The 17,168-nt window shown below is 76.2% G+C and carries 1 protein-coding gene (running past one end of the window); it reads left to right on the top strand.

The features are described 5' to 3' along the window. Positions 1 to 41 precede the first annotated feature (41 nt). Positions 42 to 17,168, top strand: the 5' portion of a protein-coding gene (locus ACL03H_RS04010) for an SDR family NAD(P)-dependent oxidoreductase (protein ID WP_412809690.1). The gene runs 6,435 nt beyond the window's last position; the window shows 17,127 of its 23,562 coding nt (coding positions 1-17,127); its start codon is at positions 42 to 44; its stop codon lies off the right edge, out of view.

The following is a 17,168-nucleotide window of genomic DNA, read 5'->3' on the forward strand; positions in this document are numbered from 1 at the left end:
CGCGGTGGACCGCCGCCCCGCGCCCTGGAACGGAGCTCAACGTGAGTCGACAGATCCTTCGCCTGCCGGTGTGGCGCGACGAGCCGGTGCGCCCGGCCACCGCGCCCGGCGACGCCCGGCGGCTCGTGGTGCTCTGCGACGCGCCGGAGGAGGCGGTCGCCGCGCTGCGCGCCCGGATCCCCGGGGTCTCGATCGCGCGGGTCGAATCCCGCGACGACCGCCCCGCCGCGGCCTACGAGCACGCCGCGATCCGCCTGCTCGGCGAGCTCCAGCGGCTGCTGGCGGATCCGGGTGCGGCGAGCTGGGTGCAGGTCGTGTGCCCGTCGGGCACCGCGCCCGGCTACGCGGGCCTGCTCGGTGCGCTGCGCACCGCTGAGCTGGAGGACCCGGCGCTGCGCGGCCGATTGATCGAGTTCGACCGCGTCCCGGGAGGCGAGCGGCTGGCCGAGCTGCTGGACGCCGAGTTCGGCGGCCCCGACCCGCACGTGCGCTACACCGGCGGCGTCCGGCAGGTGCGGGACCGGGAACCCGCCGCGCGCCCGGACGCGGCACCGCTGTGGCGACCCGGCGGGGTCTACCTGATCACCGGCGGGGCGGGCGGCATCGGCGCGCTGCTCGCCGCCGACGCCGCCCGGCACGCCCCGGACGCGCACCTGGTGCTGTGCGGGCGCGCGGCGGAGCGGGACGTTCCGCACGGCGAGTACCGCCAGCTGGACGTGACCGACCGGGCGGCGGTGGCGGAGCTCGTCGCGGACGTGGTCCGCACCCGTGGCCGCCTGGACGGCGTGCTGCACGCCGCCGGGATCACCGAGGACGACTACCTGGTCCGCACCTCGTTCCAGTCCGCGCGGCGCGTGCTGGCGCCGAAGGTCGCCGGGCTCGCGCACCTCGACCTCGCCACCCGCGACCTGCCGCTGGAGTTCTTCCTGGCGTTCTCCTCGGCGGCGGGCTCGCTGGGAAACGCGGGGCAGGCCGGGTACGCCGCCGCGAACGGGTTCCTGGACGCGCACCTGGCCCACCGCGCCGAGCTGGTCGCCGCCGGGCAGCGGCACGGCCGCAGCGCCGCGATCGGCTGGCCGCTGTGGCGCGAGGGCGGGATGACCGCGGACCGGGAAGCGATCCCGGAACTCACCGCCCGGTTCGGGCACCCGCTGCCGACCGCCACCGCGTTGCGCGCCCTGCGCGAGGCGCTGGCGCTCGGCGCACCTCAGCTGCTGGTCGTGGACGAGGAGGGCGATGTGGAGACCGACCGCGCCGAGGACCTGGCGACCCGGGTGCTGCCAGCGCTCAAGGAGCTCGTCGCCGCCGAGCTGCGGCTCGACGCCGTCCGGCTGGACGCCGACGCGCCGCTGGACTCCGCCGGCATCGACTCGCTCGCCGTGACCCGGCTCAACCGCCGCTTCGCGACCTGGTTCGGCGCCCTGCCGAAGACGCTGCTCTACCAGCACCCGACCCTGCGGCAGCTCGCCGCGCACCTGGCCGAGCGCCACCCCGAGGGCTGCCGCCGGTGGCTGGGCGAGTCCCCGGTGGCGGAACCCGCCCGGACCGCGCCCGCCGCGGAGCGCTCCGCCGCCGGCGGAGCAGCACCCAGGCCCGGCGAGCCCATCGCGATCATCGGGCTCAGCGGCCGCTACCCCGACGCGCCGAACCCGGAGGCGTTCTGGGCGAACCTGCGGGCGGGCCGGGACAGCGTCCGCGAGATCCCCGCCGAGCGCTGGTCGCTGGAGGGCTTCTACGAGCCCGATCCCCAACGCGCGGTGGAGGGCGGCGCCAGCTACGCCAAGTGGGGGGCCTTCCTGGACGACTTCGACCGGTTCGACGCCGCCTTCTTCGGCATCGCGCCCCGGGAGGCCGCCGACATCGATCCGCAGGAGCGGTTGTTCGCCGAATCCGCCTGGTCGGTGCTGGAGGACGCGGGCTACACCCGCGCCCGGCTGGCCGAGCGGCACGGCTCCCGGGTCGGGGTCTTCGCCGGGATCACCAAGACCGGCTTCGACCGCACCCGGGCGCGGGGGAGCGGTGCGCCCCGGACTTCCTTCGGCTCGCTGGTGAACCGGGTGTCCTACCTGCTGGACCTGCGCGGTCCGAGCATGCCGATCGACACCATGTGCTCGGCCTCGCTCACCGCGATCCACGAGGCCTGCGAGCACCTGCGCAGCGGTTCCTGCGAACTGGCCATCGCGGGCGGCGTGAACCTCTACCTGCACCCCTCCAGCTACGTGGAGCTGTGCCGCTCGCGGATGCTGGCCTCCGGGCCGGAGTGCCGCAGCTTCGGGGCGGGCGGCGACGGGTTCGTCCCCGGCGAGGGCGTGGGCGCGGTGCTGCTCAAGCCCCTGTCGCGGGCGGAGGCGGACGGGGACCCGATCCGGGCGGTGATCCTCGGTTCCGCGATCAACCACGGCGGGCGCACCAACGGCTACACAGTGCCGAACCCGCGCGCGCAGGCGGCGCTGATCCGGGAGTCCCTGGCGCGCGCGGGAGTCTCCGCCGCCGACGTCGGGTACGTCGAGGCGCACGGCACCGGCACCCGGCTCGGCGATCCCGTCGAGGTGGACGGGCTCACCGAGGCGTTCGGCGGGGCGGGGCGGTGCGCGCTGGGTTCGGCGAAGTCGAACATCGGGCACCTGGAGGCCGCCGCCGGGATCGCCGGGCTCACCAAGGTGGTGCTGCAACTCGAGCACGGCGAGCTCGCCCCGACCCTGCACGCCGAGCGACCCAACCCGGAGATCGACTTCGCGGCCACCCCGTTCGCGTTGCAGACCTCCGCCGCCCCCTGGGAGCGCCCCGCCGGGGACGCGCCGCGCATCGCCGGGATCTCCTCCTTCGGCGCCGGGGGAGCCAACGCGCACGTGGTCGTCGCCGAGCACCGCCCCGCCCCGGTCGCACCGAGCCCGTCGCGACCCGTTCCGCTGCCGGTGTCGGCCCGCACCCCGGAGGACCTGCTGGCGCGCGCGGCGCAGCTCGCGGGCTGGCTCGACCGCACCGGCGAGGCGGACCTGCCCGCCGCCGCCACCACCCTGCAACTGGGGCGGGAGGAGATGGACGAGCGGGTGTGCTTCGTGGCGAGCACGCCCGGCGAGTGGCGCGAGCAGCTGCGCGGCTTCCTCGCCGACCCGGAGGGCACCGGGCCCTGGCGGCGGGGCCGGGTGCGCGCGAACCGCGAAACGCTGCGCTCCCTGGCGGCGAAGGAGGAAACGCGCGCCCTGGTGGCGCGGTGGATCACCCGGGGGGAGCTGGACGAGCTCGGCGGGTTCTGGGCGAAGGGGATGCCGCTGTACTGGAGCGCGCTGCACACCGGCAGCGAGGCCCGGGTCCACCTGCCGGGCTACCCGTTCGCGGGCAGGCGGTTCTGGAACGGGCCCGCCGAGACCGACGGCCCGGCGGCCGAGCCGACGGCCCCGGCGACCCCGGCCGCCGACGTGGAGCGGGTGCTGCTGGACGCGGTGGCCGACGCGCTGGACATGCCCGCCGCCGAGATCGAGCGCCGCCGCCCGTTCGCCGACTACGGCCTGGACTCCATCCTCGGCGTGAACCTGGTGCACGCGCTCAACACCGCCCTGGGCACCGAGCTGGAGACCACCGACCTGTTCGACCACGGCACCGTCGAGCGCCTGGGCGCGTTCCTGGCCGAGTCCGGCGCCACCGCGCCCCGCACCGGATCCCGCGACGCGGCGGCTAGAACTCGTCCCTCCACTTCGGACGCGGTCGCCGTGGTGGGCCTCGCCGCCCGCTACGCCGACGCCGAGGACCCCGCGGCGCTGTGGGACCACCTGCTCGCCGGGGCGGAGCTGCTGGAGCCGGTGACCCGATGGCCGCTGGACGAGGAGATCACCTGCCGCACCGGCAGCTTCCTGCGCGGCATCGACGAGTTCGACCCGGTGTTCTTCGGGATGTCCGGGGTCGAGGCCGCCTCCGCGGACCCGCAGCAGCGCATCTTCCTGGAGCAGTGCTGGAACGCGCTGGAGGACGGCGGTTACACCGGTGAACGGCTGCGCGACCGGCGCTGCGGCGTCTACGTCGGCTGCTACACCGGCGACTACCACGACCACCTGGACGAGCGGGCGCCCGCGCAGACGCTGTGGGGGACGATGGGGTCGGTCGTGGCCTCCCGGATCGCCTACCAGCTCGATCTCACCGGTCCGGCGCTGACCACCGACACCTCCTGCTCCAGCTCGCTGGTCTCGCTGCACCTGGCCTGCCAGGACCTGCGTTCCGGCGCCGCCGACCTGGCGCTGGCCGGCGGGGTGTTCGTGCAGACCACCCCCCGGCTGTACCGGGCGGCGAGCCGGGCCGGGATGCTCTCGCCCTCCGGGCGCTGCCACGCCTTCGACTCCCGCGCCGACGGTTTCGCACCGGGTGAGGGCGCGGGCGCGGTGCTGCTCAAGCGGCTCGCCGACGCCGAGCGCGACGGCGACCACGTCTACGGGATCGTGCGCGCCACCGGCGTCAACCAGGACGGCACCACCAACGGGCTCACCGCGCCCAGCGCCGCCTCCCAGGAGCGGCTGCTGCGCGAGGTGCACGAGGCGGGCGGCGTGCCGCCGGGCGGCGTCCAGCTGGTCGAGGCGCACGGCACCGGCACCCAGCTCGGCGATCCCATCGAGTTCCGGGCGCTGCGCCGCGCCTTCGACGGGGCGCCCGCCGGGGGAGCGGTGCTCGGCACCATCAAGGGCAACCTCGGGCACACCCAGTTCGCGGCGGGCATCGCCGGAGTGCTCAAGTGCCTGCTCGCCCTGCGGCACCGGCGGATCCCGGGCTCCCCCGGCTTCCGGGAGCCGAACCGCGCCGTGGCCCTGGAGGGCAGCCCGTTCCGGATCGAGCGCGAGGCGCGGGACTGGCCCACCCCGGGATCGGGGCCGCGCCGGGCGGCCGTGAGCTCCTTCGGCGCCAGCGGCACGAACGCGCACGTGGTGCTGGAGGAGCACGTCGCCGACCGGCCCGCCGAACCCGTCGGACCGCACCCGTTCCTGCTGTCCGCCCGCACGCCCGCCGCGCTGCGGGAAGTGGTGCGGCGGCTGCTGGCGCACCTGGACCGGGAGCCGGTGCTGCCCGCCGGGGCGGTCGCGCACAGCCTCGCCGCCGGACGCGCGCACTTCCCGCACCGCCTGGCCACCGTCGCCGCCGACCTGCCGACGCTGGCCGCGCGGCTGCGCGACTGGCTCGCCGGATCGGCACCGGACCCGGTGCTCAGCGGGGAAGCCCCGGCGGGCGCCCGCCCCGCCAACGGGTCCCGCGGGCTGGGCCCGGACGCGCTCGCGCTGGCCTACGTGCGCGGGGAGGTGGACCGGTTCGCGGAGGCCTTCCCGCCCGCCGCGCGGGTGCAGGTCCCGCTGCCGACCTACCCGTTCGAGCGGCAGCGGTACTGGATCGACCGCCCGGCCACCCCGGTGGACGCGGCCGCGGTGCGGATCCCGCTCAGCGGCGAGGAGTTCTTCCTCGCCGACCACCACGTCAACGGTCGCGCCGTGCTGCCCGGCGTCGTGTCGCTGGAGGCCGCGCGCCGCGCCGCCGGCAGCGGGCCGGTGCGGCTGCGCGACGTGGTGTGGCCCGCGCCGTTCCCCGTCGACGAGCGGGGCGCGGAGCTGACCGTGCGGGTCGAGGGCGAGACGTTCCGGGTGCTGCGCGACGGGAGCGAGGTGCACGCGCAGGGCCGGTTCGGCGCCCCGGGTTCTCCCGAACCGGCGGACCTGGCCGCGTTGCGGGCCCGCTGCGCGCACCACGCGCTGACCCGCCGCCAGTGCGCCGACGCCCTCGGCGCCGTCGGCATCCAGCACGGCGAGCGGCTGCGCGCCGTCGAGGAGCTCTTCGTCGGCGACGGCGAGGTGCTGGCCCGGCTCGTGCTGCCGGACGGCACCGGTGCCGAGGACTTCGGCCTGCACCCCGCGATGCTGGACAGCGCCATCCAGGCCGTCGTCGGCCTGCACGGCGACGCCACCGGCGCGCTCGCCGAGCGGGGCGGCGCGCCCGCCCTGCCCTTCGCGCTGGACGCGATCGACGTCTTCACCCCCACCGCGGAGCGGATGTGGGCGCACCTGCGCCACACCCCGGGCCACGAGCCCGCGCCCGGCCGGGAGACGACCAAGGTGGACATCGACCTCTACGACGAGGGCGGCCGGCTCAGCGCGAGCCTGCGGGGTTACACCTCCCGCCGCTCCGGCCTCCCGGGATCGGGGGAGCCGGCGGCGACGCTGCTCGCCCCGGTCTGGGACGCGCTGCCCGCCGAGGAGCACCCGCGCTGGCCCGCCCCGGGCGCGCGGGTCGCGGTGCTCGGCGGCACCGAGGACGAACGGGCGGAGCTGCGCCGCCACCACCCGGGGGCGGTGCTGCTGGACACCGGTGCCGAGACGAGCACCGAGCACCTCGCGGGGCTGCTGCCCGCTGACGTCGAGCACGTCGTGTGGACCGCGCCCGCCACCAGCTCCCCGGAGGAGGCGCCCCTCGCGCTGTTCCGCCTGGTGAAGGCGCTGCTGGCCGGGGGAGCGGACGCGCGCGAGCTGGGGCTGACGGTGGTGACCCGGCGCGGCAGGGCGCTGCCCGGCGATCCCAGCTCCGATCCGGCGCAGGCCGGGGTGCACGGCCTCGTCGGCACGCTGGCCAAGGAGTACCCGCACTGGCGCTGCCGCTCCGCCGACGTCGAGGACGCCGTCCCGTGGCCCGCGCTGCTGGAGCTGCCCGCCGACCCGCGCGGGGAGACGCTCGCGCACCGGCACGGCGAGTGGTACCGCCAGCGCCTGCTGGAAGTCCCCGAGCCCGGCGTCGCCGAGCGGCCCCCCGGGCAGGACGGCGTGCTCGTCGCCATCGGCGGCGCGGGCGGCATCGGGGCGGTGTGGACCGAGCACGTGCTGCGCGAGCACGGCGCCCAGGTCGTCTGGATCGGCCGCCGCCCGCTGGACGCGGAGATCACCGTGCGGCAGGACCGGCTCGCCGCCCTCGGCCCGCGCCCGGACTACGTGCGGGCCGATGCCACCGATCCCGCGGCGCTGGCCCGCGCCCGCGACGAGATCGTGCGCCGCCACGGCCCGATCACCGGGGTGCTGCACTCGGCGATCGTGCTCGGCGATCAGACGCTGGCCCGCATGGACGAGCGGCGGTTCCGCACCACCTTCGCCACCAAGGCCGACATCTCCGCGCACCTCGCCGAGGTGTTCGCGGGGCAGCCGCTGCGGTTCGCGGCGTTCTTCTCCTCCATGCAGTCCTTCTTCAAGGCCCCCGGCCAGGCCAACTACGCGGCGGGTTGCACCTTCGGCGACGCCTTCGCGGAGCGGCTCCAGGAACGCCTCGGCTGCCCGGTGAAGGTGATGAACTGGGGGTACTGGGCCGGAGTCGGCATCGTCACCGCCGACGGCTACCGGCAGCGGATGGCCCGGCTCGGGCTCGGCTCCATCGAGCCCGCCGAGGGCATGGCCGCCTTCGACGCGCTGCTGGCCTCCCCGCACCGGCAGCTCGCGCTGCTCAAGGCCACCGACGCGCGCAGCCTCGAAGGCCGGTACTCCGAGGACGCCCTCACCCAGCTGCCCGCCGCGACTCCTTCGCTGGTCGAGGAGCTGCGCGCCGGGCGACCCGACCGGCGGGCCGAGATCGAGCGGCTGCGCGCCGGGGCCGACGGCCACGCGGGTTCGATGCACGAACCGCTGGTCGAGATCACCTGGGCGCTGCTGCGCTCCCTCGGCCTGTTCGCCGACACCCGCGCCGCCACCGCCGCCGAGTGGTGCGCCGCCGCCGGGATCGAGCAGCGCTACCAGCGCTGGATGCGCCACACCCTCACCGTGCTCACCAGTTCCGGGCACCTGCGCGACCACGGCGAGGAGCGCTTCGGCGCCGTCGATCCGCGCCCGGTGGACCTGGCGCGGGCCTGGTCGGCGTGGGACCGGGAGAAGGACCGCTGGCTGGCCGAGGACGCCAAGCGCGCTCAGGCCGTGCTGGTGGACACCACGCTGCGGGCGCTGCCGGACGTCCTGACCGGCCGCCGCCCGGCCACGGACGTGATGTTCCCGAAGACCTCGCTGCACCTGGTCGAGGCGGTCTACCAGAACAACCCGGTCGCGGACTACTTCAACGACGTCCTCGCCGACGCGCTGGTGGACTACCTGCGGCGCAGGCTCGAACGGGATCCGTCGGCGCGGCTGCGGATCCTGGAGATCGGGGCGGGCACCGGCGGCACCAGCGCCGTGGTGTTCCGCAGGCTCCAGCCCTGGGCCGAGCACGTCGAGACCTACCGCTACACCGACATCTCGAAGGCGTTCCTGCTGCACGCCGAGAAGGCCTACGGCGAGATCGCGCCCTACCTGGACGCCCGGATCTTCAACGCGGAGCGACCGCTCGCGGGCCAGGACACCGATCCCGGGCAGTTCGACGTCGTGATCGCCACCAACGTCCTGCACGCCACCCGCAACATCCGCCGCACGCTGCGCAACGCGAAGGCCGCCGCCCGGCCGAACGCGCTGCTGCTGCTCAACGAGCTCTCGGACAACATCGTGTTCAGCCACCTGACCTTCGGGCTGCTCGACGGGTGGTGGCTCTACGACGACCCGGCGCCGCGCATCGCCGGTTCGCCCGGGTTGTCCCCGGAGAGCTGGCGGCGGGTGCTCGGCGAGGTCGGGTTCCGCTCGGCGTTCGTCGGGGCCGAGGGCGCCGAGGACCTCGGCCAGCAGGTGATCATCGCCGAGAGCGACGGCGCGGTGCGCCAGCCCCGGCAGGTCTCGGCGTTCCGCGGCGCGCTGCCGGCTACCGCCGGGCCAGCGGAACCCGCCGCGGCGGAGGAGGAACCCGCTCCGGCCGACCCGGCGCCGGTGGGCCGGAACGCGGGCGACGGGCAGCCGGTCGCCGCGGCCGCGCGGGACTACTTCCGCGGCCTCGTCGCCGACGTGCTGCGACTGCCCGCGTCCGAGATCCGCGCCGACGTCTCCTTCGACCGCTACGGCATCGACTCGATCCTGGTGGTGCAGCTGACCGACGCCGTGCGCCGGGTGCTCGACGACGTCGGCAGCACGCTGTTCTTCGAGGTCCGCACCATCGACGGGCTGGTGGAGCACTTCCTGCGCACCCGGCCGGACGCGCTGGCCGAGCTCGTCGGGAGCGGAGCGGAGGCCGCTCCGGCGACCGTCGCGCCCGAGCCGGATCCGCGGCGACCGGCCGAACCGGACCCGGCTGTGCCGCGCCCGGCGGAGGAGGGCCCGGAGGAGGAGGGCACGGCGATCGCCGTCGTGGGCATGGCCGGGCGCTACCCGGGGGCCCGCGACCTGGACGAGTTCTGGGCGAACCTGCTCGCCGGCCGCGACAGCATCACCGAGGTCCCGGCGGAGCGCTGGGACCACGAGCGCTACTTCGACGAGCGGCGCGGCGTCCCCGGCACGACCTACACCAAGTGGGGCGGCTTCCTCGACGGCGTCGACGAGTTCGATCCGCTGTTCTTCGGGATCTCGCCGAAGGCGGCGTCCACGATGGACCCCCAGGAGCGGCTGTTCCTGCAGACCGCTCACTCGGCGCTGGAGGACGCCGGGTACACCAGGGACGCGCTGCGCGCGGCGGCCCGCGCCGGGCTCGGCGCGGACGCCGGGGACGTGGGCGTGTTCGTCGGGGCGATGTACTCCGAGTACCAGCTGCACGGCGCCGAGCGCACCGCGCTGGGTGATCCGGTGGTGGTGCCCGGCAGCCTCGCCTCCATCGCCAACCGCGTCTCGCACTTCTTCGACGCGAGCGGCCCGAGCGTCGCGGTCGACACCATGTGCGCCTCGGCGCTCACCGCCGTCCACCTGGCCATCGCCGCGCTCGAACGCGGCGAGTGCGGGGCGGCGCTCGCGGGCGGGGTGAACCTCTCGCTGCACCCGAGCAAGTACCTCATGATCGGCGAGAGCCAGTTCGCCGCGAGCGACGGGCGCTGCCGCAGCTTCGGCGAGGGCGGTGACGGCTACGTGCCGGGCGAGGGCGTGGGCGCGGTGCTGCTGCGCCCGCTGGCCGACGCGCTCGCCGACGGGGACCGGGTGCTCGGCGTCATCCGGGGCAGCGCGGTCAACCACGGTGGCCGCACCCACGGCTTCACCGTGCCGAACCCGAACGCGCAGGCATCGGTGATCCGGCAGGCGTGGCGGCGGTCGGCAGCGGACCCGCGCGACATCGGTTTCCTGGAGGCGCACGGCACCGGGACCGCGCTGGGCGACCCGATCGAGATCGCCGGGCTCTCGGCGGCGTTCGGCGAGTTCACCGCGGACCGCGGGTTCTGCGCGATCGGCTCGGCCAAGTCCAACATCGGCCACCTGGAGTCGGCGGCGGGCATCGCGGGGCTGAGCAAGCTGCTGCTGCAACTGCGGCACGGCACCCTCGTGCCCTCGCTGCACGCCGAGCGGACCAACCCGGACATCGACTTCGAGCGCACCCCGTTCGTGCTGCAGCGGGAGGCCGCGCCCTGGCCGCGTCGCGGGCGGCGGCCGCGCCTGGCCGGGCTGTCCGCCTTCGGCGCGGGCGGGGCCAACGCGCACCTGCTGGTCGAGGAGCACCTCGCGCCCGAGCCCCCGGTGCGCCCGGGCGGCCCGGTGGTCGCGGTGCTCTCGGCGGCCGACGAGGAGCGGCTGCGCGAGTCCGCGGGCCGGTTGCGGGACGCGCTGAGCTCGGGGGAGTGGTCCGACGCGGACCTCCCGGACATCGCCTACACCCTCCAGGTCGGCCGCGAGGCGATGCGGGCCCGGTTCGCCGTGGTCGTGGACGAGCTGGCCGCGCTGGTCGACGCGCTGGACCGCTGCGCGCGCGGCGGCACGCCCGAGGGCGGGCACGTGGAGCTCGGGGGCGGCGGTGCCGTGCGGGGCTTCCTCGCCGACGAGGACTTCCAGGAGACCGCGGCGCGCTGGGCCCGGCGCGGCAAGCTGGCGCCCCTGGCGGAGGCGTGGGCCGGTGGGATGCCCGTCGACTGGGCGTTGCTGCACGCCGAGGGCCCGCGCCCGCGCAGGGTCGGCCTGCCCGGTTACCCGTTCGCGCGGGAGCGGTACTGGTTCACCGACGGGCTCGGGGAGCCCCCGGCCGTCCCCGCCAGGCGGGAGCGGCCCGATCCGGCTCCGCCCGCCGCGTCCCCCGCGTCCGGCGACACGACCGCGTCCGACGAGGTCGTCGCCGGGGCGCACGAGATCCCCGCCGGGGACCTCACCCTGCACCCGGTGTGGGAGCCCGCCCGGCTGCTGCGCGGCAGGCCGTTCCCCGCCGCCACCGCTCGCGTCCTCGCGGTCGGGCTGGACGCGGCGGAACTGGCGGCGCTGCGCGCCCACCACCCGGAGGCGGTGGAGCTGGGCGAGGAGGACGCGGACGCGCTCGCCTCGGTGGGGCCCCTCGACCACGTCGTCCTGCGCTTCCGCACCCGGGCCGGCGGCACCGCCGACGAGCGGCTCGCCGAGCAGCGCCGCGCGACCCGGCGCCTGTTCCGGCTGCTGCGGGAACTCACCCGGCTGGGCCGGGAGGAGGTCGCGCTCGGGCTCACCCTGCTCACCTCCGACGCCTTCGACCCGGAGGGCGCCGGCACCGCCGACCCCGCGCAGGCCGGGCTGCACGGCCTGTTCGGCGGTCTCGCCAAGGAGCAGCCGCACTGGCGGCTGCGCGCGGTGGACCTCGCCGGGGACGAGCCGTTCGTCCCGGCCGAGGTCTTCGCGCTGCCCGCCGACCGCCGCGCGCACCCGTTCGCCCGGCGCGGCGGCCAGTACCTGCGCAGGCAGCTGCTGCCGGTGGCGCCCTCCCCGGAACCGGCGGAGCCCGCGCTGCGCCGGGACGGCGTCTACGTGCTCATCGGCGGCGCCGGGGACCTCGGGGCGCTGCTCACCGAGCACCTGCTGCGCGCGCACGACGCCCGCGTGGTGTGGGTCGGTCGCCGCGCGGAGGACGAGGCGATCCGGGAGCGGGCGCGGCAGGTCGCCGCCGGCGGCCGGGCGCCCGAGTACCTGTCCGCCGACGCCGCCGATCCCGCCGCGCTGGCCGGGATGCGCGACGAGGTGCTGCGCCGCCACGGCCGCATCGACGGTGTGGTGCACCTGGCGATGGTGTTCAGCCACACCCCGCTCGCCGAGATGACCGAGTCCGAGCTGGACGCGACGCTGGGGGCGAAAGTCGATCCCTGCGTGCACTTCGCGGACGTGTTCGCCGGGCAGCGGATGGACTTCCTGCTGCTGGTCTCCTCGCTGGTGAGCTTCATCCGCAACGCGAACCAGGCGCACTACTCGGCCGCCTGCGCCTTCGAGGACGCCCGCGCCGAGCGGCTGCGCGCGGAGCTGGGCTTCCCGGTGAAGGTGGTGAACTGGGGCTACTGGGGCAACGTCCCCGACGAGCTGCTGCGGGACGTGACCGCGATGGGCCTGGCCCCGATCGACACCGCGACCGCGATGGGGGCGATCGACCGGCTGCTGGCCGGGCCGCTGCACCAGATCGGGTTCATGCGGCTCGGCAGGCCGCTTCCGGTGGAGGGCGTCCTGACCGGCGAGGTGCTGGACCCGCGTCCGCTCGTCGCGGCCGAACCGGTGGCCGCCGCCGAGGTGGTGCTGCCCCGAGCGCTCGCGGAGCACCACGCCGGCCCGGTGCCGGGCGAGGTCGACGCGGCCCTGCGCCGCTGCCTGGCCGCCGAGCTGCGCGCCCTGGGACTGGATCCCGCCGACGAGCGCGGCCGGGAGCGCGCCGGGATCGACGCGAGGTTCGAGGGATGGCTCGCCGCCGCGCTGCGCACCCTCGCCGAGCACGGGCTGATCGATGCCGAGGGCCGGTGGGCCTCCGGGACCGGGGACGCCGCCGGGGCCCGCGCGGACTGGCTGCGCGCGGCACCCCGGTGGGCCGACCTCGATCCCGACCTGCGAGCCCCGCTGCGGCTGCTGGAGCGCACCCTGCCCGCGCTGGGCGAGGTGCTGCGCGGTGCCCGCACCGCCACCGACGTGCTGTTCCCGCAGGGCTCCTTCGACCTGGTCTCCGGGGTGTACCGGGACAACCGGGTCGCCGAGCACTTCAACGCGGTGCTGGCCGAGCAGGTCGTGGCGTTCCTGCGAGGCCGCCGCGCGGCCGATCCGGCTGCGCCGCTGCGGGTGCTGGAGATCGGCGCGGGCACCGGCGGCACGACCGGGCCGGTGCTGGAAGCGCTGGCGCGCGGCGGGATCGAGCTCGCCGAGTACTGCTTCACCGACCTCTCGCAGGCCTTCCTGCACACCGCGCGGGACACCTTCGGGCCCGGCCGGGACTTCCTGAGCTGCCGGATCTTCGACGCGGCGCGCCCGCCGCACGAGCAGGGCCTCGCCCCCGGCGGCTTCGACGTGGTGATCGCGGCGAACGTGCTGCACGCGACCGACAGCATCCGGCCCGCGTTGCGGCACGCGAAGGCGCTGCTGCGCGGGGGCGGGCTGCTGGCGCTCAACGAGATCAGCGGGTTCTACCTGGTCAACCACCTCACCTTCGGGTTGCTGGACGGATGGTGGCTCCACGAGGACGCCGAGCTGCGCGCACCGGGCAGTCCCGCGCTGCCGCCGGAGAGCTGGCAGCGGGTGTTGCGCCAGGAGGGCTTCACCGGAGTCGAGCACCCGGCCGCCGACGCGCTGGGGCTGGGGCAGCAGGTCGTGCTCGCGCGCGGCGACGGCCTGGCCCGCGCCCCGCGCGCGGTGGAGGTGCCCAGCCCGGAACCCGCGGCGCGGGAACCGGAGCCGGTCCCGGCCCCGGTGACGGGCGTGCGGGACGTCGTGCTGGCCGCGCTGGCCGAGGCGCTGCGGATGCCCGCCGACCGGATCGGGCTGGAGCAGGCCTTCGCGGACTACGGGCTCGACTCCATCGTCGGAGCGGCGTTCGTGCAGCGGCTCAACGAGCGGCTCGGCCTCGACCTGCTCACCACGGTCATCTTCGACTTCCGCAGCGTCGAGCAGCTCGCCGGGCACATCGCCGAGCAGCACGATCCCCGGCTGCCCGCGGAACCGGACCCGGTCGCTGAGCGGCCCGGCGCCCGGCGCCCGGCGGAGCGGCCCGCCGCGACCGAGGTCGTGACCACCGCGCCGCCCGCGCGGGACGGGGGCCGCGACGAGCCGATCGCCGTGATCGGGCTCAGCGCCAGGTTCGCCGGGTCGCCCGACGCGGACGCCCTCTGGGCGCACCTGGCCGCCGGGGACGACCTGGTCGGGCCGATCGAGCGCTGGGATCTGTCCGATGTGGATGAACTGACCTGTCGGTCGGGCAGCTTCCTGGACGGCATCGACGAGTTCGACGCGAACTTCTTCAACCTCACCGGCATCGAGGCGACCTGCACCGATCCGCAGCAGCGGCTGCTGCTGGAGCAGGCGTGGACCGCGGTGGAGCACGCCGGGTACGCGAGCGCCGAGCTGGCCGGGCGCCGCTGCGGCGTCTACGTCGGCTGCACCGGAGGGGACTACACCGCGTGGTTCGACGGCCCGCCGCCCGCGCAGGCGGCCTGGGGCAACGCGCCCTCGGTGGTGCCGGGGCGGGTCGCCTACCACCTCGACCTGCGGGGTCCGGCGATCGCGGTGGACACCGCCTGCTCCAGCTCGCTGGTCGCGGTGCACCTGGCCTGCCAGGGGCTGCGCGCCGGGGAGACCGAGCTCGCCCTCGCGGGCGGGGTCAGCGTCACCACCACCCCGGCCACGCACCTGGCCGCGAGCCGCGGCGGGATGCTCTCGCCCAGCGGGCGCTGCCGCACCTTCGACGCGGGCGCCGACGGCTTCGTGCCGGGCGAGGGCGTCGGGGTGGTGGTGCTCAAGCGGCTCTCCGACGCGCTGCGCGACGGCGACCACGTGCACGCCGTGATCCGCGGCTCGGCGGTGAACCAGGACGGCGCCACCAACGGGATCACCGCACCCAGCGCCCGGTCCCAGGAACGGCTGATCCGCCAGGTGCACGCCGAGTTCGGCATCGACCCGGCCGAGATCGGGGTGATCGAGGCGCACGGCACCGGCACCCAGCTCGGCGATCCGCTGGAGTGCCAGGCGCTGTCCGCCGCGTTCGCCGGGACGCCCGGGCCGATCGCGCTCGGCTCGATCAAGACGAACCTCGGGCACACCACCTCCGCGGCGGGCGTGGCCGGACTGCTGAAGCTGGTGCTCTCCATGCGGCACGGGCAGATCCCGGCCTCGCTGCACTACCGTGAGCGGAACCCGGCGATCCGGCTCGACGGCGGCCCGCTGCGGGTGAACACCGCGCTGCGGGCGTGGGAGCCGAACTCGCGGGGCAGGCGCGCGGCCGGTCTGAGCGGCTTCGGGTTCAGCGGCACCAACGGGCACCTGGTCGTGGAGGACGTTCCGGCGCCCGCTCGCGGGAACACCGGTGGCACCCACCTGTTCCCGCTCTCCGGACGACGGCCCGCCGCGCTGCGGCAGCGGATCGCGGACCTCGCCGCGCACCTGCGGGCACGCCCGGAGGCGGTGCTCGGCGACGTGAGCCGCACCCTCGCGCTCGGCCGCGACCACCACGAGCACCGCGCCGCGTTCATCGCCGCCGACCGGGAATCCCTGCTGCGGCAACTGGATTCCCGCCTCGCGGACCAGGACCTCGGCACCGCCGGTGACGGCGAGGAGCCGCACGAGCGGGTCCGCGCGGATTACCTGGCGGGTGCGGCGGTGGACTTCGCGCCCTTGTTCGCGGGCCTCGACGTGCGGCGCACGCCGCTGCCGACGTACCCGTTCCAGCGCAAGAGCTACTGGGTGTCCGCCGAGCTGCCCGGTGGCGGATCGGCGCGGCCTTCGGCCGGGACTCCGGCCGGTCCCGAGCGGCCGGAGGGGGACGGACCGGGGCTGCGGCACCGCACCGAGGACGTGGTGCTGGGCGAGCTGTCCCGGGTGCTCGTGATGGAGCCGGAGGAGATCGACCCGCAGGCCTCCTTCTCGGACTTCGGCGTGGACTCCATCCTCAGCGTCAAGCTGGTCCAGGCGGTGAACGGCGCGCTCGGCACGGACCTGCCCAGCACCGCCCTGTTCGAGCACAGCTCGCTGGAGCGGCTGGTGGCGCACCTGGTGCGGCGGCACGAGGGCGCCCTGCGCGCCGCGCTGCCCGAGCCCGCCGCCCCGCTCGCGGTGCTGCCCGCCACCGGTTTCGACGTCGCGAGCGCGGCACACCGGGGCCGCGACGGCCACGGCCAAGGCGAGCCCGGGACGAACGGCCACGAGCTCGGGACGAACGGGCGCGGTTCCGGCGGTTCCGGGACCAACGGCCACGGGCCCGGTGCGAACGGGCGCGGTTCCGGCGGATCCGCGCCGAGCGGACGCGCCACCGGCGACGCGCGGCCGAACGGCGCGCCCCGTGACGTCCCGGACGGCCCCGCCGCACCCCGCTCCGCCGACGAGCCGATCGCCGTGGTCGGCCTCGCCGCCCGCTTCGCGCGGACCCCGGACGCCACCGCGCTGTGGCGCCACCTCGCCGCCGGGGACGACCTCGTCGGCGAGGTCACCCGCTGGGACCTCAGCCGGGAGCTCGGTCCCGAAGGCGCGCACCGGCACGGCAGCCTGCTGTCCGACATCGACCGCTTCGACGCCTGGTTCTTCCGGATGTCCGGCAAGGAGGCGGCCTGCACCGACCCGCAGCAGCGGATCTTCCTGGAGGAGTGCTGGCACGCGCTGGAGGACGCGGGCCAGGCCGGGGAGCGCCTGGACGGCTCGGGTTGCGGCGTCTACGTCGGCGGCTCGCCCAGCGACTACCAGCAGCTGCTCGGCGAGGACGCCCCGCCGCAAGCGCTGTGGGGCAACATCTCCTCGGTCACCGCGTCCCGGATCTCCTACTTCCTGGACCTGCGGGGCCCGGCGATCTCGGTGGACACCGCGTGCTCCAGCTCGTTGGTGGCGATCCACCAGGCCTGCCAGGACCTGCGGCGGGGCGAGACCTCGATGGCGCTGGCCGGTGGGGTGTTCGTGCAGTCCACGCCGATCTTCTACCGCTCGGCCCTGCGGGCGGACATGCTCTCCGCCCGGGGGCGCTGCCACACCTTCGACTCCCGCGCCGACGGCTTCGTGCCCGGCGAGGGCGCCGGGGTGCTGGTGCTCAAGCGGCTCTCCGACGCGCTGCGCGACGGCGACCAGGTGCGCGGTGTGCTGCGCGGCTCGGGGATGAACCAGGACGGCACCACCAACGGGCTCACCGCGCCCAGCGCCGGATCGCAGGAGCGCCTGCTGCGGCGGGTGCACGAGCGGGCGGGGATCGACCCGGCGAGCGTCCAGCTCGTCGAGGCG

The sequence above is a fragment of the Saccharopolyspora antibiotica genome, from assembly GCF_047200635.1.
GTDB lineage: Bacteria > Actinomycetota > Actinomycetes > Mycobacteriales > Pseudonocardiaceae > Saccharopolyspora_C.